We start from the raw sequence: 21,238 nt of genomic DNA, 5'->3' as shown, positions 1-21,238 counted from the left end.
GTAAATTCAAGTTCGTTTTCTGAACTGTACTATATATTAGGATATGAACTTTTAGAAAGGATAGATTATGGAACGTAAATATGCATGGCATAATTATGATGATGCCACTATGGAAAAGGTATATGCTTTAAGTGATACATATCGTCAATTTTTAGATAATGGTAAAACAGAACGTGAATGCGTTGTGCAAGCTGTAGAATTTGCAGAAGCAAAGGGCTATGTAAATCTAAATGACATTATTAAAAGCAATACGTCAATTAAAGCTGGTGATAAGATTTATTACACACATATGGATAAATCTATTGCTTTATTTAATATTGGTACTGATGATATTGAATTGGGTATGAATATTTTAGGTGCTCATATTGATTCTCCACGCATCGATGTAAAGCAAAATCCACAATATGAGGATAGTAATTTAGTATTTTGGGATACTCATTATTATGGAGGTATTAAAAAATATCATTGGGTAGCTATGCCTCTTGCTATTCATGGCGTTGTGGTAAAAACAGATGGTACTCGTATCAATATTAATATTGGTGATAAGGAAAGCGATCCTGTATTCTGTATTACTGACTTGTTGCCTCATTTGGGACAAGAACAAATGCAAAAAAATGCAGCTAAAGTAATTGAAGGGGAAGCTCTTGATTTACTCATCGGTAGCCGTCCAGTTAAAGACGAAGAAAAAGAAGGGGTTACTAAATTTATTAATAGCCTTCTTGAAAAAGAGTATGGATTTATTGAACGTGACTTATTGTCTGCAGAACTAGAAATTGTACCAGCTGGTAAAGCACGTGATATGGGCTTTGATCGTTCCATGGTAATGGCGTATGGCCAAGATGATCGCGTGTGTGCCTACACATCCTTGGTAGCAATGCTTGAAGTGGATAATGTAAAGCGTACTACTTGTTGCTTACTTGTAGATAAAGAGGAAATTGGTTCTGTAGGTGCTACAGGTATGCAATCACGCTTCTTTGAAAATGCAGTGGCTGAAATTTTAACACTTATGGGTAAACCTAATTCTGTAAGTGTACGTCGTACGTTGGAGAAATCTCGTATGTTATCCTCCGATGTAAGTGCAGGCTATGATCCGCTTTATGCATCGGCGTATGAAAAGAAAAATGCTTCTTACCTTGGTATGGGTGTAGTATTTAATAAATTTACTGGCTCTCGTGGTAAAGCTGGTTCTAATGATGCGAATGCTGAGTATATGGGCTTTATCCGTCGTGTCATGGAATCTAACAATGTAACATACCAAACAGCAGAGCTCGGTAAGGTTGATTTAGGTGGTGGTGGCACCATTGCGTACATCATGGCTCTTTATGGTATGAATGTCATCGACTGTGGCGTAGCCGTTCTTAGCATGCATGCTCCTTGGGAGGTTACATCTAAGGCTGATATTTACGAGGCTAAACAATGCTATGTGGCGTTCTTAAATGCAGCTGATGAATCAATCTAAGATAATGGGGCTTTCACCAATGGTAAAAGTCCATTCTTTGTGAGGTGTATATGAAGCAAACAGAATTAGGCGCAGCTATAGAGTCTGCGAAAGGAGAGGCTACAGAGGTCAAGACTGTAAAGGTAGATATTTTTGACATCCCTGAAACGAAGGTTGAAGAATATATTGCTAATCGTGAAGAGGTAGCAGAAGCAGCAGCGCAGGTTATGAAATCATACTGTGTTACTGTAAAACGTGAAACCTTAGATCCTGAAGAAGGGGAAGCAGTGGTTGGTTACTATATAACGGGTGAAATTCTAATGTGCGTCATATTGGATCCATTTGAAGTGCCTGTTATGAAGGTAGCTCTCGACAAAGGGACTCTTAAGGACTATATTTTGGCAGCTAATGATCTAACAGAAGACATGTTAGCGTCTCTTGAAAAGTAAAAGGATTTCGTATCTTAATGTGTTCTATAAATGGACAAATGTAAAATACTTTAACCTGCTACATTGATGTAGTAAAGAAATTTGTTTATAATAGATGTATTATAGTCATTGCAGATAGGAAGGAAATCCCCATGAACTTGAAAAAAGGTATTACCCTAGCGCTCACGGCGGCAGCATTGTTGGCGTTTACAGGCTGTGGCTCAAATGGAACTACATCGAATGGTGAATATAAAGTTGGTGTTGTACAGCTGGTAGAACATCCTGCACTAGATGCGGCCAATAAGGGCTTTGTTGATGCGCTAAAAGAAAAAGGTTTGGCAGAAAAGATTACTTTTGATCAACAAAATGCGCAAGCTGATCAATCTAATTTGAATAGTATTGCACAGCGTTTCGTATCCGATCGGAAAAACTTGATTTTAGCAATTGCTACGCCAGCGGCTCAATCCATGGCGAATGCAACTCATGATATTCCAATCTTAGGTACAGCAATTACTGATTACGAGGCAGCTAAACTTGTTAAATCCAATCAAAAACCTGGTGGTAATGTATCTGGTACGTCTGACATGAACCCAGTAGAGCAACAAGTAGATCTAATTTTACGAGTAATGCCAAATGCGAAAACAATTGGTACCATCTATAGCTCAAGCGAAGTAAACTCTCAAATTCAAGTGGAGAAGATGAAAGCTTATGCAGCTACAAAGGGTATTAAAGTTGAAGAAGTTACAGTTTCCAATGTAAACGATATTCAACAAGCGGCACAAAACCTAGTATCTCAACGTGTGGATGCAGTTTATGTGCCAACAGATAATGTGGTAGCTTCTGCGATGAGCAATCTTGTAGCTATTACCGATCCAGCAAAAATTCCTGTGTTTGGCGGTGAAGATAACCACGTAAAAGGTGGGGCAGTTATGTCCTTGTCTGTAGATTACTACAAACTTGGTTACCAGACTGGTTTGATGGCAGCTAAAATTCTAACTGGCGAAGCTAAAGTTGAAGATATGCCTATCGAAATGCAGAAAGAATTTAAATTAGTTGTGGGAAAAGATAAATTAGAAAAATTGGGCATCACCTTACCAGAGGATTTGATGAACAAGGCGACTATGATTTAATACATAACTGGTAAGGAGTTATACATGAACTGGAAAAAAAGTATTGCAGTGGCACTTAGTGCCATTGCTGTTATGGCAATGGTAGTTGGTTGTGGTTCCAATACTGCAACTAATGACCAAAAGAAAATTGGTGTTATTCAATTAGTAGAACATCCATCTCTTGATGCTGCTAATAAAGGTTTCGTAGATGGTTTAGCAGCTAAAGGATATAAGGATGGTCAAAACATTAAAATTGACCAACAAAATGCACAGGCCGATCAATCTAATCTAAATAGTATTGCACAACGTTTCGTGTCTGATAAAAAAGATTTAGTATTAGCTATTGCAACGCCTGCGGCTCAGACGATGGCAAATGCTTCTCATGACATGCCAATCATGGGTACAGCTATTACAGATTACGTGACAGCTAAACTCGTTCAATCTAACGAACACCCTGGTGGTAATGTATCTGGTACATCTGATATGACACCTGTTGAAAAAGAGGTTGATCTTATCATAGCATTAGTACCGAATGTAAAGCGTATTGGTGCCATTTATACATCCTCTGAAATCAACTCCCAATTACAAGTTGAAAAAATGAAAGCGTATGCTGCTACAAAAGGTATTACTGTTGTAGAGGCAACTGTTTCCAATGTAAATGATATCCAACAAGCCGCTACAAATCTTGTGAACCAAGATGTACAAGCTATCTATACGCCAACAGATAATGTATTGGCATCTGCTATGGCTAACTTAGCACAAATTACAGATGCTGCTAAAATTCCAGTATTTGCTGCCGATGAAGGTATGACAATGACTGGTGGTGTAGCAACTTATTCTGTTGATTACTATCAATTGGGTTATCAAACAGGTTTAATGGCTGCTAAAGTTCTTGCAGGAGAAGCAAAAATTGCAGACTTAGCTATTGAGACACAAAAAGAGATTAAGTTAACTGTTAACGAAGAACGTGCTAAAAAATTAGGTATTACGATTCCTGAGGCTCTTCGTAAAGATATGAAACAATAGAGGAGAATTTGATGTTAGATTTAGTGGTAGGCACCATAACCACAGGCTTTTTATGGTCTTTGTTAGCGGTCGGTGTATTCATAACCTTCCGCGTATTAGATGTGGCTGACTTAACCGTGGAAGGTACGTTCCCAATGGGGGCAGCCATTTCTGCTATTTTAATTACAAGTGGTATGAATCCAATCCTCTCCATTTTACTTGCCGGTGTGGGTGGTATGATAGCCGGTGCTGTAACAGGTTGGATTCATACAAAATTAAAAATTCCTGCATTATTGGCCGGTATTTTGACAATGATTGCATTGTACTCTGTAAACCTTCACATCATGGGCAAAGCTAATGTATCTTTGCTTCGTATGGATACAATTTATACGATTCTTGGTGGATTTTTCCATACGCCGAATATGTGGTCTGCAGCCATCGTAGGTATTATAGTAGCTGTAGTTGTATGTTTGCTCTTATTTTGGTTCTTCGGTACCGAAATTGGTACAGCCTTACGTGCTACAGGTGTTAACCCTCAAATGATTCGCGCTCAAGGCGTAAATACTGATAATATGATCGTTCTTGGTCTTTTGATTTCCAATGGTTTTGTTGGTATGTCTGGGGCTCTCATTGGTCAATTCCAAGGCTTTGCTGATGTAGGTATGGGTATTGGTACCATCGTTATTGGTTTGGCATCTGTAATCATCGGTGAAGTAGTGTTTGGTACGAAATCTTTCGTACGCAGTCTCATCGCCGTAGTACTTGGTTCTATTGTATATCGTATTGTTATTGCTGCAGTTCTCTACATGGGTATGCCACCAAATGATTTGAAATTATTCACTGCAATTCTTGTTGCCATCGCGCTTTCCTTACCTACATTGAAAGCAAAATGGTTGGCTCGTTAAGGAGGACACTATGTTAGAAGTAAAAAATATGGTAAAAACCTTCTTTAAGGGCACAATTAATGAAAAGACTGCATTACAAGGCATTAATCTTCGTCTAGAAGAGGGTGATTTTTGTACTGTCATTGGTGGTAATGGTGCTGGTAAAAGTACTTTGCTAAACTCCATTGCTGGTGTATTTCCAGTAGATGAAGGATCCATTACAATTAATGAGATTGATGTGACAAAAATGCCAGAATACAAACGCGCTAAATACATTGGTCGTGTGTTCCAAGACCCTATGGTTGGGACTGCTGGTAATATGCAAATCGAGGAAAACTTGATTCTTGCTATGCGTCGTGGTAAACGTTTAGGTCTTAAATGGGCTTTCAAAGATAGTGAACAAGCATTTTTCAAGGAACGGCTTGCATTATTAGGCTTAGGCCTTGAAGATCGTTTATCTGCTCGTATGGGCCTACTATCTGGTGGTCAACGTCAATCTATTACATTGTTAATGGCTACCATGCTTCGTCCAGAACTCTTATTGCTAGATGAGCATACGGCGGCACTTGACCCTAAAACTGCAGAAAATGTATTGCAACTAACTGATAAACTCGTTGCAGAACATAATCTAACAACTCTTATGATTACCCATAATATGCGTGATGCATTGCGATTTGGTAATCGCCTCATCATGATGGACGCTGGTCGAATCATCTACGATGTAAAAGGGGAAGAAAAGAAACAATTAACTGTTGCGGACTTACTTCAAAAGTTCGAGGTAGCTGGTGAAAATGCACTGAGCGACCGCATGGTGCTAGGTGCTAAATAATAGAAGGAAGTTCTAATCTATCTTTTGTTCAATTACTGTATTTTTGCTTTACAAGATAGGGCAGATACTGTATACTAAATTAGGTCGTAAGACATATCGTAAGCGAAGTATTCGATTCTCCAACGGTTACTTAAGCTTATCGGGATTATAATTTTTTAGGAGGTAACATTAATGTTAACTACAGAAGCTAAATTAGCAGTAATTAAAGAATACGCTACTCATGAAGGTGACACTGGTTCTCCAGAAGTACAAGTTGCGATTTTAACAAGTCGCATTCAATACTTAACTGAACACTTGAAAGAGCACAAAAAAGACCATCATTCCCGTCGTGGTTTGTTGAAATTGGTTGGTCAACGCCGTAACATGCTTGACTACCTTCGTCGTAAAGATATCGAACGTTACCGTTCCCTTATCGAACGCCTTGGTCTTCGTAAATAATAAAATTAGCCGTCCTAAAGGACGGCTTTTTTATTTTGAATTGGCTATTTAGCTTTAATTGATATATAATTAGAAGGTATACATATAAGAAGATTTTTAGGAGGAATAGGAATGGAACAATTCCAAATGGACCTAGCTGGTCGTACTCTTACGATTGAGACTGGGGAACTTGCAAAACAAGCTGGCGGTGCCGTAATGGTTGGCTATGGCGATACTCGTGTACTCGTTACTGCTACAGGTTCTAAAGAGGCGAAGGATATCGACTTCTTCCCACTTACAGTAGACTATGAAGAAAAAATGTATGCTGTTGGTCGTTTACCAGGGGGGTTCATTAAACGTGAAGCACGTCCACCTGAGTCTGCGATTTTGAATAGCCGCTTGATTGACCGTCCTATTCGTCCATTATTTAATAAAGGTGTACGTAACGAAGTACACGTAGTAGCAACAGTTATGTCTGTGGACCAAGATTGTGATCCAGCCATTTGTGGTATGATTGGTGCTTCTGCGGCATTGTCTATTTCTGATGTTCCTTGGAATGGTCCTATTGCAGGCGTTCGTATGGGACGTATCAATGGTGAATTTGTTGTAAATCCAACGAAAGCACAATTAGAAGAAACAGATCTTAATATCGTTGTAGCTGGTACTAAAGATGCTATCCTCATGGTTGAAGGTGGCGCTGAAGAAGTACCGGAAGATATCATTCTTGAAGTTATCATGGCAGCTCACGAAGAAATCAAAAAAATCGTAGCATTCCAAGAAGATATGACTGCAAAAGTAGGTAAGGAAAAACGCGTATTTGAATGTAAAGATGTTCCTGCTGAAATTAGTGATGCAGTTCGTGCCTATGGTCATGATAAACTTGATGCTGCAGTTCGTTGTGCAGATAAACAACAACGTGATGCACAAGAAAATGAAGTACGTGCAGATGTATTAGCTCACTTTGAAGAGATCTACCCAGATAACTTGGCTGATGTAAATAAAGCATTTGATGCAATGACAAAAGAAATCGTGCGTCATATGATTACTGTTGAAAAAATCCGTCCAGATGGCCGTCAACTTGATGAAGTTCGTCCAATCTCTTGCCGTACAGGCGTATTACCACGTACACATGGCTCTGGCTTGTTTACACGTGGTCAAACTCAAGTGTTGAATGTCACAACAGTAGCGCCTTTATCCGAAAAACAAACCATTGATGGCCTTGGTGTTGAAACTGAAAAACGTTATATTCATCATTATAATTTCCCATCTTTCTCCGTAGGGGAGACTCGTTCTTCCCGTGGCCCTGGGCGTCGTGAAATCGGTCATGGTGCATTGGCTGAACGCGCGTTGGTGCCTGTGATTCCGAGCGAGGCAGACTTCCCATATGCGTTGCGTTTAGTATCTGAAGTATTGGAATCAAATGGTTCTAGCTCCATGGCTTCCGTATGTGGTTCTACATTGTCTTTGATGGATGCTGGTGTACCTATTAAAGCTCCTGTAGCAGGTATTGCTATGGGTCTTGTAACTCAAGGGGAACATTATACAATTTTAACTGACATTCAAGGCATGGAAGATGCTCTTGGAGATATGGACTTTAAAGTTGCTGGTACAGCTAAAGGCGTAACAGCAATTCAAATGGATATCAAGATTTCCGGATTATCCCGTGAAATCCTTCAAGAAGCATTAGAACAAGCTCACAAAGGCCGCATGCATATCATGGGTATCATGCTTGATACAATTGCTGAACCACGTCAAGAAATGTCTCAATACGCTCCACGTATTATTACAATGAAAATTGATCCTGATAAGATCCGTGACGTAATCGGTTCTGGCGGTAAAGTAATCCGCAGTATCATCGAAGAAACAGGCGCTAAAATTGACATTGAAGATGATGGTACAGTATTTATCGCTTCTGTAGAACAAGAAGGGGCTGCGAAAGCTCAAGAAATCATCACTAACCTTACTAAAGAGGTTGAAGTAGGTGAAGTATACCTTGGTAAAGTAACTCGTTTAATGGCCTTTGGCGCATTCGTAGAGGTATTACCAGGTAAAGAAGGTCTTGTACATATTTCCAAACTTGCAAAAGAACGCGTTGAAAATGTAGAAGACGTAGTAAGTGTAGGGGATGAAATCATGGTAAAAGTTATCGAGATCGATAAACAAGGCCGTGTAAACTTGTCCCGTAAAGATTGTTTAAAATAAGAGGTGTTACATGGATATTCGTGGCTTTGAAGTAGTTTCTGCTTTTGAAGAACAAGATATCAACTTACCAACACGTAAAACAACTGAAAGCGCAGGTTATGATATTGAATGTGCTGAAGCTGTTACATTAGAACCAGGCCAAGTAGTGCTCGTTCCGACAGGTATTAAAGCTTTCATGGCATACGATGAATACCTTGCCATTCATATTCGTTCTAGTATGGCTATTAAACGCCATCTAGCACTTGTGAATAGCACAGGTATCATTGATAGTGATTACTACAACAATGAGGACAACGAAGGTCATATTATGATTGCCCTTCTAAACTTTGGCAAAGAACCAGTTACCCTTGAAAAAGGCGAACGCGTTGCTCAAGGTATATTCTCTAAATACCTTATTACAAACGATGATGACGCTACAGGTGTAAGAACTGGTGGCATTGGAAGCACCGGGACTATGTAAATAATTTATGCTTTAGTATAAATTAGTAAAAGCCGCTCAACTTTGTTGGGCGGTTTTTGTGTGTTTATTTCTCTCTTCAGCTGTAATTATTATCAATAATACTATATAATATTTATTATAGTTAGTAGAACAATTCGGGAGGCTTTATGAAACAGGAGTCAAAACAAAAAAAGAATGTAGGTACATCAGTTATGGGGAATGACATTGAGACTACACAAAATACTATGCACGTATTGGATGAGAATAAGGTTCTTAAAAAGAGTTATGAAGATGTAGTATATATTTCTCAACCTTTTGGGGCAACCTCGTTGAACACATTAGCAGCGCGAGCTTTGTTATTTGGATTAAATCCTGTATCTTTAAAAAAGGCGCGTGTCCTTGAGCTTGGATGTTCGTTTGGTGGAAATATTATTTCTCAAGCTTTATACTATCCTGAAGCGTCTTTTACGGGTATTGATTTATCGTCTTCCCAGATTAAGATGGGAAATGAACTGATTGCGTCGATGGGACTTACCAATATACATTTGATTGAGAAGGATATTCTGGATATTGATGAATCGTTCGGTATTTTTGACTATATTATTGTACATGGTATTTGGTCCTGGGTTCCGGATGTGGTAAAAGATAAAATTCTATCTATCTGTAATAAGAATTTATCCGATAACGGTGTAGCTTATGTATCGTATAATACCTATCCTGGATGGAAACGATTAGAGCAGTATCGAGAAATCATGCAATATGCAGAGCAAAAAGAGTTAGAGCTACCGTTGATGGAGAGGACTTTATATACGAAGAATATATTGAAGCTCGTAGCGGATACAATGGGATTAGATAATCGGATAAGTCAAAAAGCGAGTTATAAAATTGATAACATCCAAAATGTGTTGAGCTCTAACGATTATTATGTGGCTCATGAATATTTAGAGCCTTTTAATGATCCTGTATATGTACATGAATTTATAAAACGTGCCAATGACCAAGGTTGTGCCTATATAGGGGATGTATTTCTTTCACGATCTTTCATAAGTTGGTTACCGGAGGATATTCACGATAATATAGCTCAATTGGCAAATGATGATTATATTGCAAAAGAGCAATATTATGATTACATTTATGATACGCAGTTTAGAATGTCCCTGTTAACGAAAAATAAACATAGTAAAAAGATTGTTCGTAATGAACGAGTTAGTATAGATGTATTATCAAAATTATATTATTGCAGCGTTGTCAATACTGGTATTCCTTCTAATATGACGGATAGTATCCATATTGCTATTAAAGAGGTTATGGATCGAGGGGATATATTTACTGTTCAGGATATAGTTGATCATATACATAGAAAGTTGCCTGGTTATACTATCGAAATGGACAGAGTTTATTCTCGTTTACTATATTTGATTATTGTAGATAATCTCGATATGTATGCCGAACCATATGAAAGAGTTGCTTTCGAAGATAATAAGGTGTATATACCTCAACGTTTTATAGATTTTATTTCTACTATAGTAGAAAAAGAAGGCAGCTCCTATATTGGTATAGGCGACATGTACAATAAAGTACAACAAGATATAGATAATGGATTTCTCTTTGTAATAAAGCAAATGGTGGAGCCTACAACAAAAGAAAAGATTCTTGCTATTATGGATGACAATATTACAGTTCAGCGTCATACGCGGGATAATATTGATTTTATTGTTCCTAATAAAGTGTATTTAGAGGAAATTTTACAACGTATAAGAATGCTCGGGTTTTTACATAGAATAGAAGATTAGAGGTATATATGGCAATTAGTAAGGAAATTCAGAAATCCAGCGAAATGAAATTTAATGGTAAGTTGATTCAAGTTACCTATGATATAGCCGATGTGAACGGAAAGGATGCATGGCGTGAGGTTGTGCATCATCCAGGTGCTACAGCGATTGTGGCAGTCACAGGGGATAATAAGATTGTTATGGAACGTCAATTTAGATATGCTTTGCAACAGACGCTACTGGAGGTACCAGCAGGAAAATTGGATCCAAATGAAGAACCGATTGTTTGTGCTAAACGGGAGCTTGCTGAGGAAACCGGCTATCGTGCAGCTCAATGGATTTCGTTAGGGACAATTGCTACGAGTCCTGGTTTCTGCAATGAAGTATTACATTTATATCTTGCGAAGGACCTTACCATGGGGGAAACTAATTGGGATCCTGATGAATATGTAGAGTTAGAATACTACACATTGCCAGAACTATTGGAGGCTATCAAGAATGAGACTATTAAGGATAGCAAATCTTTGGCGGCCCTCATGCTTGCTATGCCATATCTTAAGTAATTTTTAGAAATATTATCTCTCAATATATTATGTATTTTATTAATTCATATTGATGATTTTAATTGTAATATGTTACAAAGTATTTTTACATTATATGAGTAACTAATCTCATATAGATTTAGGAGTACATATGTATAATCGAATTATTCTACTAGTAATGGACAGTGTCGGTGTAGGGCATGCAGCCGATGCGATTAAATTTGGCGATGAAGGTTCGAATACATTAGGACATATCGAAGCTGTAGTAGGACCTATTCGCTGTCCAAATTTAAAATCTCTAGGTTTAGCTAATATTGCTGATATATCAGCGTTTGATGAGCCTGTAATTGGTGCTTATGGTCGTATGTCTGAAACGAGTACTGGCAAAGACACGACAAGTGGTCATTGGGAGATGATGGGGCATCCTGTAACGGTGCCATTTCCGACATTTTATGATGGATTTCCGAAGGAACTGATGGATGCTTTCACAAAAGAAACGGGTTATGGATTTCTTGGTAATGAGGTAGCCTCTGGAACAGAAATTATTGAACGCCTCGGAGAAGAACATATAAGAACTGGTAAGCCAATCGTATATACATCGGCGGATTCGGTTTTTCAAATTGCTGCGCATGAGGATATCATTCCCTTAGAAGATTTGTATCGCATGTGTCAAATTACACGCGATAAGGTATGTGTCGGTGATTATTATGTGGGGCGTATTATAGCTCGGCCTTTTATTGGTACACCAGGTCATTTTGTACGTACCTCAAATCGTCATGATTACAGTCGTATGCCTGAAAAGAAAATGGTGCAACAAGAGTTACAAGACGCAAATATTCCAACAGTGGCAGTTGGCAAAATCGGCGATATTTATGCTCATGTTGGCTGGGATGCATCATATCCGACAAAGTCTAACGCGCATGGTATGAACGTAGTTCCTTATCTATTGGGCCAAAGCTTTGCACGGGGGTTCATGATGGTCAACCTTGTTGAATTTGATAGTCTGTACGGTCATCGGCGTAATGTAGAAGGGTATAAGCGTGCTATTGAAGACTTTGATTACCAATTAGGTGGTTTGTTGGACTTGCTTAAAGATGACGATTTACTTCTCATCACCGCAGATCATGGGAATGATCCGACTTGGAAGGGTACAGATCATACGAGAGAGATGGTGCCTTTGCTCGCTTATAGTCCAAGTATGAGTCATTCCGTAGCTTTGGGTGATAGACACAGTTTTGCGGACATAGGTGAAACAGTATTACAAAACTTTGGATTGAAACAATGGGGGATTGGGACTTCATTTTTAGATTCCCTGAAGGGATAAATCTAGAATTTATATTTATTTAGAGTTGAATAGATTTACATTATTGATTTTATAAATGATTACATATGCGAAATACCGCAGTATATATTTACTTTAATTGAGTTAAATACATACTGCGGTATTTTTTTATAGAGTAGATTTTAATAAAGAACAGGAAATTCTTACTTATATGTGGAAATATATAAGTATAGGAGAATACGCCCATGATTGTAAGTACGAGAGGAGGAATTATTATGAGAGAACAAGTTCAAGGTAGTGTATGGGACAAAGTATTCAAAATATCAGAACGAGGCTCATCCGTATCGAGAGAGTTATTTGCGGGGACCACTACATTTCTTTGCGTTTCTTATGTATTAGCTGTAAATCCTGCTATTCTTGGCGCTGCCGGTATGGATGTAGGCGCCGTATTCACGGCAACGGCTGTTAGTGCTATCATTATGACATTATTGCTAGCTTTGTATAGCAATATGCCATTCGCCGGCTTATCCGGTATGGGTATCAATGCATTTTTTGCTTACACTATTGTGGTCCAAATGGGACATAGCTTTGCCTTTGCGTTAACGGCTCAATTAATCGCAGGTTTAGCATTTTTACTAATCGCAGTTACACCGTTAAAAGAATATCTGTTTAATGCCATACCTCATACAATTAAATTGGCTGTAACAGCGGGTATCGGCTTGTTTATCGCTCTCATTGGTCTTAGTAGTGCTGGGCTTATTGTCAGCAATCCTGCTACTATTGTGAGCATTGGGGACTTACAGGCACCATCTAGCTTGATATCCATTTTGGGAATCATATTAATCGCCGTTTTTATGGGACGCAATGTAAAAGGAGGAATATTTCTAGCCGTTATCATTGCTGCGGTTGTTGGGTTCTTCTGTGGAATTACAAAGTTGCCGTCGACGATATTTTCTATGCCACCATCGTTGGCACCGATTTGGTTTCATTATGATATGAGCGAACTTTTATCTGTAGATATGGTATTTGTGGCCTTTACGTTCTTGTTCGTTAATTTATTTAATGTAGTGGGCGTATTGATTGGTCTTACGAATCAAGCCGAAGTGCCTCAAGATAAACAGTTGGGTGTACAAAGCTCTTGTATGAAAGTATCTGCATTAGGCACTATCATAGGTAGCGCACTAGGTACATCTCCTCATATCGTAGCTGTTGAATCGGCAGCGGGTATCGCAGAGGGCGGCCGCACGGGCTTGACTGCTTTAACTATTGCGGGACTCTTTATAGCATCTTTATTCCTGGCACCGTTACTCATGGTTATTCCTGTGGCGGCTACAGCGCCGGTACTCATCGTGGTAGGTCTATTTATGATGGCATCCGTTAAGGACATCGATTTCGGTGATATTTCGGAAGGACTACCGGCATTTTTGACCATTATCATGATGCCATTTGCTTACTCCATAGGTGTGGGGATCGAATGGGGTCTCATCAGTTATGTATTGATTAAGGTTTTGACTGGAAAATATCGAGATGTTTCCGGTGTCATGTATTTCTTGGCGCTCATTTTCATTTTGAAAGAAACCTATATGTAAGGAGGATCCTTATATGATACAATTTAATGCAAAAATTTCTCGACAAGCACAGGGGTTGGATAAGGCTCCTGTCGTATTGAAGGGGGCATCTGTTTTAAATGTATTCACCGATGAATGGGTAAAAGCGGATATTGCGATTCATGATGACACGATTATAGGTGTAGGAACATATACAGGTGAAACAGAATATGATTACAGCGGTAAATATATTGTGCCCGGATTTATAGACAGCCATCTCCATCTGGAATCCACCTTGGTGAATCCGAAAGAACTCGTATTTGAGGCCTCTCAAGTGGGAACGTTAGGATTTATTGTAGACCCTCATGAAGCCGGTAATGTAGCGGGTATTGCCGGTGTTGAGTACATGATCAATGAAACTGCGTCGGCTCAAGGTGATGTATATGTTATGGCTCCATCCTGTGTGCCTGCTGTACCAGGTGAAGATAATGGCGCTATTTTAGATGGCGATATGTTACATAAGCTACAAGCTAATCTACGTATCTTAGGATTAGGTGAAGTCATGGACTGTTATAGTGTTATCAATAGTGATCCTTACATGATGAAAAAGTTAGATTACTTTAAAGATACAATTATGGATGGACATATTATTGGACTTTCACCAGAGCAAATAGCAAGCTATCGTTTGGCAGGCATTACTACAAATCACGAATGTATTTCCTACGAAGAAGCAAAAGAGCAAGTTAAAAATGGGATTTATGTATGGATTCGTGAGGGCAGTGCGGCTCATAATCTAGACTCCATTGTGAAAGGGCTTGTAGAAGAGCAAGGAAATACGGAGCGTTATGGTTTCTGTACAGATGATAAGCATATTGAGGATATTCGTTCAGAAGGCCATATTAGCTATAATATTCGTCGTTCGATTGAATTGGGACTGACACCAATCCAAGCTTATAAAATGGCCTCCACTCATCCGGCAGCATGTTACGGATTAAAAGATTTAGGTGCTATTGCTCCCGGCTATAGTGCTAATCTTGTAATCCTCAATGATGAGCAACGCGTAGATATTCACGAAGTGTTTTATAAAGGAAAGCCGATTGAACGCGTTCTTATGAGAGAAGAGAAGGTTGTACCATCTGAATTACTCCATACGATTAATATAGGTACTTTCACAAAGGAAAAATTAGATGTTTCTATTGAAGGTCCACAAGCGATTATTAATATCGTACCTGGGCAAATAGTTACACAAAAAACTGTTGAAGAGGTTCCTGTTGAAAATGGACTGTTCAAGCCTAATGCTGAGTACAATAAAATTACTTGTATCGAGCGGTATAAAGCATCTGGTAGAAATGGTGTCGGTATTTTGAAAGGCTTCAATTTAAAAAATGGTGCTATTGCGTCATCCTTTGCACATGATTCACATAATCTGATTGTTGTTGGCGACAACGATGCAGATATGATGGTTGCTATTGAGCGTATTCGCGAAATTGGCGGCGGATATGTCATTGCTAGTGAAGGCAAAGTAGTAGAGGAACTAGCTCTTGAAGTAATGGGCTTAATCACAAATCGACCTCACGAAGAAGTAGATGCAAAAGTGGCTAAGATGAAAGATATTGCTTACGGTATGGGCGTGCCGAAAGGCCTAGATCCTTTTATTAATTTGAGTTTCCTTGCATTAACTGTAATTCCAGAAATTAGAATTACTACTACAGGTGTGATGGAGTTCTAGTGTTAAGTTTAATGAAAAGCTAATATAAAAAGGGGCTGTAACAGAATGTGGTTTTACCACATTCTAGTTGCAGTCCCTTTTGCTTTTATCCTTAAAACAGGATGAGTTTATTTAATTATAGCAAGCCTTGATTTTCCATCATATCTTTAATATCAAGTATGGTAGACTTACATACCACATCATAATCTAATGAACCAAGGAAGTCTGCAAATTTAGTGTCATCTTCATTTTTACAGTTTCCATATGGAATTTTACCAAATTTTTGATATGGCTCTAGAATGCGATTTCGTCTGTGCTTCCACGTATTATAATAAGGACCTTTGAATTTAGTCATAAAACCATTGCTATCGACTAATACAAAGCCTTCAGATTTATGGAATGAATTTAGCTCCTCATTTATAATGCCTTGGAGCTCCTCCATGGTAGAAACTTGTTGAACTGTTTTAACAATGGAAATCAAGTCAGTGTCATATTTTTGTAAAATTGTATAAAGTTCAGTTAATTTTTCTCTAGAGAATGGGACATCTATATGCTTACCATTTACGTCTAGCGTATTTTGAATTAAATCGAGTACATAGAGATGGTCTTGGTCGTATTTAATGATATGAGTATCCTCTTGGCTAATGACTTCAAATATTATAGAACAATTATTACGTGCTAATAAATCTTTGATTTCTGTTTGTAAGCCTTCAGGCAATCTATGGAATAGGTTTTTAAATAAATCCACATGTATGCTCTCTGTTGTAGATTTAGAGGCAAATACGAATTCTTCGTTGATAACGCCAAGAATGGCAAGGTAACCATTTTCTTTAGTTCGAATTTCGACTGGGAAAGAGAGGGTATTAGCTAAATTATCTAACTCTGTTTCTGGGCGTTCACCAAGATTAAAGAATTTATTATAACTACGTAATTTCACATCTCCTGTAATTCGATCCACAAATAATCCACGAGCTTGTATTGTACTTTCATTCCATAATCGTTTATGGAATACACGAGAGGTAAAGTTCAAGGAATATAGGTTGGGGGAACACTGTTTTACTTTTACTAATTTTGAATTGCCAATAATATTAATATCTTCGTTCTGTGTGAAGATGATGTGTTGTGTCATATTTTGGAATTCATGGCGCATATAATCTTTATCATATACATCGTTTTTTATTCCATTTTTTATGAAAGTATTTGCTGTAATATCGATGTATTTTAGCTCTCCACCAAACTCAACTTCTCCTTCTAAACAGAAGGAGTACTTTCCATCTGGAACGCCACGATGACCGTGAATTTGAATGAAGTCCTGACACATGCCTTGCTCGTAATTAGTATCGTAAATATTAGCGATATTTGTTTCGTAAGCTCCAAAACCATTAATAAATGTTGAGGTAGCTATGAAGGTCATATTAGGCACATAGGAGAGGCCACCATGGGAAACTAAATATTTTTTGCCATGGAAGCTGAATGGATAGCATTGACGAAGTGATTTATAAAAGAGTCGTAGTTCTCGTTGGAGTGATTCTACGTCTTTTTTCGTCATATCTTTTACGATAGGTGCTACCACATCTTTCATAAAGCGCTTGGAACGATCTAAATTTGTATGGAATGCAAAGTTTGCAATATGTCGTTCGTGATTACCTTCTAACATAATTGTATTGGGTAATGTGCTGAGACGCATCATTTCGTACATCATTTCTTTGTTTTCAATACCGCGTTCTAAATAGTCACCGCAGAAGATGTATAATGTCTTTTCATCCCACGGTGTAATAGCTTGTTGTAATGCGGTGTAGCAACCGTGAATATCACCGATAACACGCACTCGATCATATCTATTTGTTAGATTAACCGTAAAGTAATTGTTGATTTCATCAATAGAGTTAATTTTTTTACAAAACTTTGGTAATGTACTTGTTTTAATCATTTTGTACATACGATGAATGACTTGCTCTGGCACTCGTTTGTAATCGGCGCGAGCCGCATTACGGGCCAAGCAATCTTCTAAGGATGTATCTGGTTCATAGTAATATACAGTATATTTATATTTGTTAAGCAATTCTTTGTAAGCATTAACCGCTTTAGATGTAGTGTGGGTAGCATCTAAGACGACAAAGTCACCATTGCTCATTCGTTTTTCTAAACAATCTAGTAGGAGCTTCCATGCTGGACCATTATCCTCTTGTGAAATATACCAGCCATTCTCACCAAGGGAAGGGCTACGTAAAAGCATACGGAAATGATCGGCTTCAAGGGTGTAAGCCTCAAGATTGTTGTCACGAATCCACTGAGACTTACCACTAGCAGGAGCACCACGCATTAATAATAGTGTTCTCATAGTAATAGTCCTCTAATCTGCCCATAGGGCGTAATAAAATATAACTGTATAACAAACGAAAAATTATTTTATGATTAAATAGGAAAAGGGCATAAAAAAACAGTCTCAACGGATATCCGAGAGACTGTCTTGCTTGCTTTTAAAATTATAAAGCGTTTACTTTAGCTGCAAGGTTAGATTTTTTGCGAGCTGCAGTGTTTTTATGAAGTACACCTTTGGAGGCTGCTTTATCAATTACGCTAGTAGCATGAACAAGTGCTTGTTTTGCTTCTTCTACTGCGCCTGCTTGAACAGCTTCAACGGTTTTACGAGCTGCTGTACGAATTTGAGATTTTACAGCGGCATTTTTCGCACGACGTTCAGCATCCGTTTTTACGCTTCTAATACTGGATTTAATGTTTGGCAATTGAGTCACCTCCTTAAAAATCGTTTCTTATACCTGAATGATTATATCATACCAAATATTGATACGCAAGGACTTTTCAGCCCAATATTTTCTATAATGACATGATTTGTAAAACATATTCTACTGTTTATTAATGAAAGCATATATGTGGTTTTTAAAATCAAATTACTTACTCATTTTCTAGTGTAACAATATATTAATTTTTATTTATGAAAGTTAAAAGGGTCCTTATGTTATAATGAAGAATAGAATTAAGTGAGGTGTATTATGAAAAAATTAATGATTATAGATGGCAGCAGTTTGTTATTCCGTGCATTTTTTGCATTACCACCATTAAAATCCGCTTTGGGAACACCAACCAATGCAGTATATGGTTTCTTGACAATGCTCATTAAATTGTATGAAGAAATTAATCCTGACTATATTGCCGTAGCTTTTGATAAAGGTCGTCAAACATTCCGTACTGAAATGTATAGTGAATATAAAGGAAATCGTCCAGATGCACCTGAGGATTTGCGTCCACAATTTACTTTAATTCAAGATGTATTAAAAGCATTGGGCATTTGTGTCATCGAAGAAGAAGGTTTTGAAGGGGATGATATCCTTGGATCCTTGAGTAAAAAGTTTGGAGCCCCTGAGATGGCTGTTCAAATTATTACAGGTGACCGCGATAATTTACAGCTTGTAACAGAACATAGCCATGTGTTCTTAACTAAAAAAGGTATTTCTGACATGTTAGAAGTTACTCTAGATAATATGGAGGAACTTTATGGTTATGGTCCTGATAAGGTTATCGAAATGAAGGCGCTTATGGGTGACTCTTCTGATAATATTCCAGGTGTACCAGGCGTAGGTGAGAAAACAGCGCTTAAATTAATTACCGAATATGGCAATCTTGAATCTGTATACGAACATATTGAAGATATTTCTGGTAAGAAATTAAAAGAGCGACTCGTAGATAATAAAGAGTTAGCCTTCTTATCTCGTGAGTTGGCAACAATCAAAACAGATATGGAGTTATCTTATAAAGTAGAAGATTTTGTACAAAACTTCCATACCTCTGAAGTACAGCCTTTATTTGAAACTTTAGGCTTTACTAAATTAACACCTCGCATTGTTCAAGTAATGGGGGGCGAGGAAGCAACTTTTGGAGATCCAGGCTCTTTATTTGCACCACAAGAGGAGATTTCTTTAGATGATTTAGCGGATGCTAAAGCATTAACAGCCGACTTCTATAAAGATAAAACGGTAGCAGTGCATGTTATATTAGATGGTAAGACTCCATTTAGAACGGTAACGAATACGTATCTATATAATGGTGATACTATTGTAAAAACAGACGATACTAAAGCTGTTTTAGCTGTATTACAAGGTGCTAAAGTCATTGTTACAACTCAAACTAAGGAGATTATCGAAGCCTTTGGTGCAGATGTGCCAGCTGAGATTTCTTTATTTAATGCTGATAAAACTGCTCGTGTTCACGATATGTCTCTCATTGCGTATTTATTAGATCCTACGCGTACTAATTATGGATATCTATATCTAACTGAGCGCTTCTCTGTACCTAGCATTGCTAGCGGTAGTGCAGATGTTGAATGCGTATCCATGGTGAAAGCATTACTCGCCATGAACGAAGTAGCTTGTGAATCTGCTCGTCGTGAAGAGTTATGGTCTTTATATGAAACGATTGAGTTGCCTTTGATTCATACTTTAGTAGTGATGGAAAAGAATGGTATCTATATCGATACAGAGAAGTTGGCAGAAACAACGGCTCGCTTTAAAGAGGAACTAGCTCAAGTACAACAAGAGATTTATGAACTGGCCGGAGAAACTTTTAATATTAATTCACCTAAACAATTGGGTGTAATCTTGTTTGAAAAGATGAACTTGCCAATCATCAAGAAAACTAAGACCGGCTATTCTACAGATGCGGAAGTACTGGATATGCTTCGTCACGAAAGTCCGATTGTTGAAAAAATCTTGGCATACCGTTCTGTTGCTAAATTAGTATCTACCTATTGTGAAGGTTTGGCAGTTCTTATCAATGATAAGACTCGTCGTATTCATACGACTTTCAATCAAATGGTTACGGCTACAGGTCGACTTAGCTCATCTGATCCGAACTTGCAAAATATTCCTGTTCGTACCGAAAAAGGCCGTGAAATTCGTGCCTTATTCTATCCGGGTGCTGGATATGATACATTGGTGAGTGCCGATTACTCCCAAATTGAGTTGCGTATCTTAGCCCATTTATCTGGCGATGAAGCATTGATTAAAGCCTTCGTAGAAGGCAAGGATATTCACCGCTTTACTGCGGCAGAGGTGCTTGGTAAAGCTCAAGATGATGTAACTAGCGAAGAACGTTCTCATGCGAAAGCGATTAATTTCGGTATTATTTACGGTATTTCTGACTTTGGTTTATCTCGTGACCTTGGTATTACACGGGGTGAAGCTAAAAACTATATTGATCTTTATTTTAGCCGTTATCCTAAGGTTAAAGAGTATATGGATCGAATGGTTCAAGAGGCTCATGAAACAGGCAAGGTTCGCACTATGTTTGGTCGTCAACGCGAGTTACCTGATATTAATAGTCGTAACTTTAACCGTCGTTCCTTTGCTGAACGAACTGCAATGAATACGCCAATTCAAGGTACTGCCGCAGATATTATTAAGTTAGCCATGAGCCAAGTGGAGCAAAAATTAGAAGAACAAAACTTTAAGTCTCGACTTTTATTACAAGTACATGACGAACTAGTACTTGAAGTGGTGAACTCTGAATTAGAAGCTATAGAGGAATTATTACGTAATACAATGCAATCTGTTGTAGAGCTACAAGTACCTCTTATTGTAGACGTACATCATGCAGAAAACTGGGCATTAGTAAAGTAA

17 protein-coding genes are annotated in these 21,238 nt (G+C 38.1%); 15 read left to right on the top strand and 2 right to left on the bottom strand.

All coding sequences use genetic code 11. From position 1 onward, the window contains the following. The first annotated feature begins 67 nt into the window (after window positions 1-67). The 14 genes from ACMKPP_RS08285 (at window position 68) to ade (ending at window position 15,623) form a co-directional block, all read left to right on the top strand. Window positions 68-1,459, top strand: a complete 1,392-nt coding sequence (locus ACMKPP_RS08285; RefSeq protein ID WP_004697029.1) for an aminopeptidase — start codon at window positions 68-70, stop codon at window positions 1,457-1,459. Between the two features lie 50 nt (window positions 1,460-1,509). Next, the gene (locus tag ACMKPP_RS08280) at window positions 1,510-1,887 is read left to right on the top strand and encodes a hypothetical protein (protein ID WP_024061486.1); all 378 of its coding nucleotides are present in this window, start codon (window positions 1,510-1,512) and stop codon (window positions 1,885-1,887) included. Window positions 1,888-2,018: 131 nt separating this feature from the next. Next, the gene (locus ACMKPP_RS08275) at window positions 2,019-2,996 is read left to right on the top strand and encodes an ABC transporter substrate-binding protein (RefSeq protein WP_287531148.1); all 978 of its coding nucleotides are present in this window, start codon (window positions 2,019-2,021) and stop codon (window positions 2,994-2,996) included. 24 nt (window positions 2,997-3,020) lie between these two features. After that, window positions 3,021-4,001 (top strand): ABC transporter substrate-binding protein, encoded by a 981-nt coding sequence (locus ACMKPP_RS08270; RefSeq protein WP_205112329.1) that lies wholly within the window; start codon window positions 3,021-3,023, stop codon window positions 3,999-4,001. 11 nt (window positions 4,002-4,012) lie between these two features. Next, window positions 4,013-4,885, top strand: a complete 873-nt coding sequence (locus ACMKPP_RS08265; RefSeq protein ID WP_316063745.1) for an ABC transporter permease — start codon at window positions 4,013-4,015, stop codon at window positions 4,883-4,885. Window positions 4,886-4,895: 10 nt separating this feature from the next. Then, the gene (locus ACMKPP_RS08260; RefSeq protein ID WP_119562894.1) at window positions 4,896-5,693 is read left to right on the top strand and encodes an ABC transporter ATP-binding protein; all 798 of its coding nucleotides are present in this window, start codon (window positions 4,896-4,898) and stop codon (window positions 5,691-5,693) included. Between the two features lie 171 nt (window positions 5,694-5,864). Further along, window positions 5,865-6,131, top strand: a complete 267-nt coding sequence (gene rpsO, locus ACMKPP_RS08255; protein WP_004692991.1) for a 30S ribosomal protein S15 — start codon at window positions 5,865-5,867, stop codon at window positions 6,129-6,131. Between the two features lie 111 nt (window positions 6,132-6,242). After that, a complete protein-coding gene (locus ACMKPP_RS08250; protein WP_205112330.1) occupies window positions 6,243-8,312 on the top strand; it encodes a polyribonucleotide nucleotidyltransferase in 2,070 nt (689 codons plus the stop codon). Between the two features lie 10 nt (window positions 8,313-8,322). Beyond that, on the top strand, window positions 8,323-8,772 hold the full coding sequence (gene dut, locus ACMKPP_RS08245; protein ID WP_021148054.1) for a dUTP diphosphatase: 450 nt from the start codon (window positions 8,323-8,325) through the stop codon (window positions 8,770-8,772). Between the two features lie 146 nt (window positions 8,773-8,918). Then, the gene (locus ACMKPP_RS08240) at window positions 8,919-10,544 is read left to right on the top strand and encodes a methyltransferase regulatory domain-containing protein (protein WP_418369593.1); all 1,626 of its coding nucleotides are present in this window, start codon (window positions 8,919-8,921) and stop codon (window positions 10,542-10,544) included. An 8-nt stretch (window positions 10,545-10,552) separates the two neighbouring features. Continuing rightward, a complete protein-coding gene (locus ACMKPP_RS08235; protein ID WP_058948475.1) occupies window positions 10,553-11,086 on the top strand; it encodes an NUDIX hydrolase in 534 nt (177 codons plus the stop codon). Window positions 11,087-11,216: 130 nt separating this feature from the next. Continuing rightward, window positions 11,217-12,389, top strand: a complete 1,173-nt coding sequence (locus ACMKPP_RS08230) for a phosphopentomutase (RefSeq protein ID WP_058948476.1) — start codon at window positions 11,217-11,219, stop codon at window positions 12,387-12,389. Window positions 12,390-12,622: 233 nt separating this feature from the next. After that, entirely contained in the window at window positions 12,623-13,936 is a 1,314-nt protein-coding gene (locus tag ACMKPP_RS08225; RefSeq protein ID WP_418369592.1) for an NCS2 family permease, read from the top strand. Window positions 13,937-13,949: 13 nt separating this feature from the next. Beyond that, window positions 13,950-15,623: an adenine deaminase gene (gene ade, locus ACMKPP_RS08220; protein WP_058948478.1), complete on the top strand. Its 1,674-nt coding sequence runs from the start codon at window positions 13,950-13,952 to the stop codon at window positions 15,621-15,623. 115 nt (window positions 15,624-15,738) lie between these two features. Here the strand turns inward: ade and ACMKPP_RS08215 are convergent, their stop codons facing one another. Beyond that, the gene (locus tag ACMKPP_RS08215) at window positions 15,739-17,943 is read right to left on the bottom strand and encodes an RNA ligase (RefSeq protein ID WP_418369591.1); all 2,205 of its coding nucleotides are present in this window, start codon (window positions 17,941-17,943) and stop codon (window positions 15,739-15,741) included. A 145-nt stretch (window positions 17,944-18,088) separates the two neighbouring features. Continuing rightward, entirely contained in the window at window positions 18,089-18,349 is a 261-nt protein-coding gene (gene rpsT, locus ACMKPP_RS08210; RefSeq protein ID WP_004692998.1) for a 30S ribosomal protein S20, read from the bottom strand. 267 nt (window positions 18,350-18,616) lie between these two features. Here rpsT and polA point away from each other — a divergent pair, with 267 nt between their 5' ends. Next, entirely contained in the window at window positions 18,617-21,238 is a 2,622-nt protein-coding gene (polA, locus tag ACMKPP_RS08205) for a DNA polymerase I (protein ID WP_316063742.1), read from the top strand.

The organism is Veillonella parvula (assembly GCF_048309325.1).
Lineage (GTDB): Bacteria > Bacillota > Negativicutes > Veillonellales > Veillonellaceae > Veillonella > Veillonella parvula_T.
The sequence above is the reverse complement of the archived record's forward strand: the minus strand, read 5'-3'. Positions and strand labels throughout refer to the sequence as shown.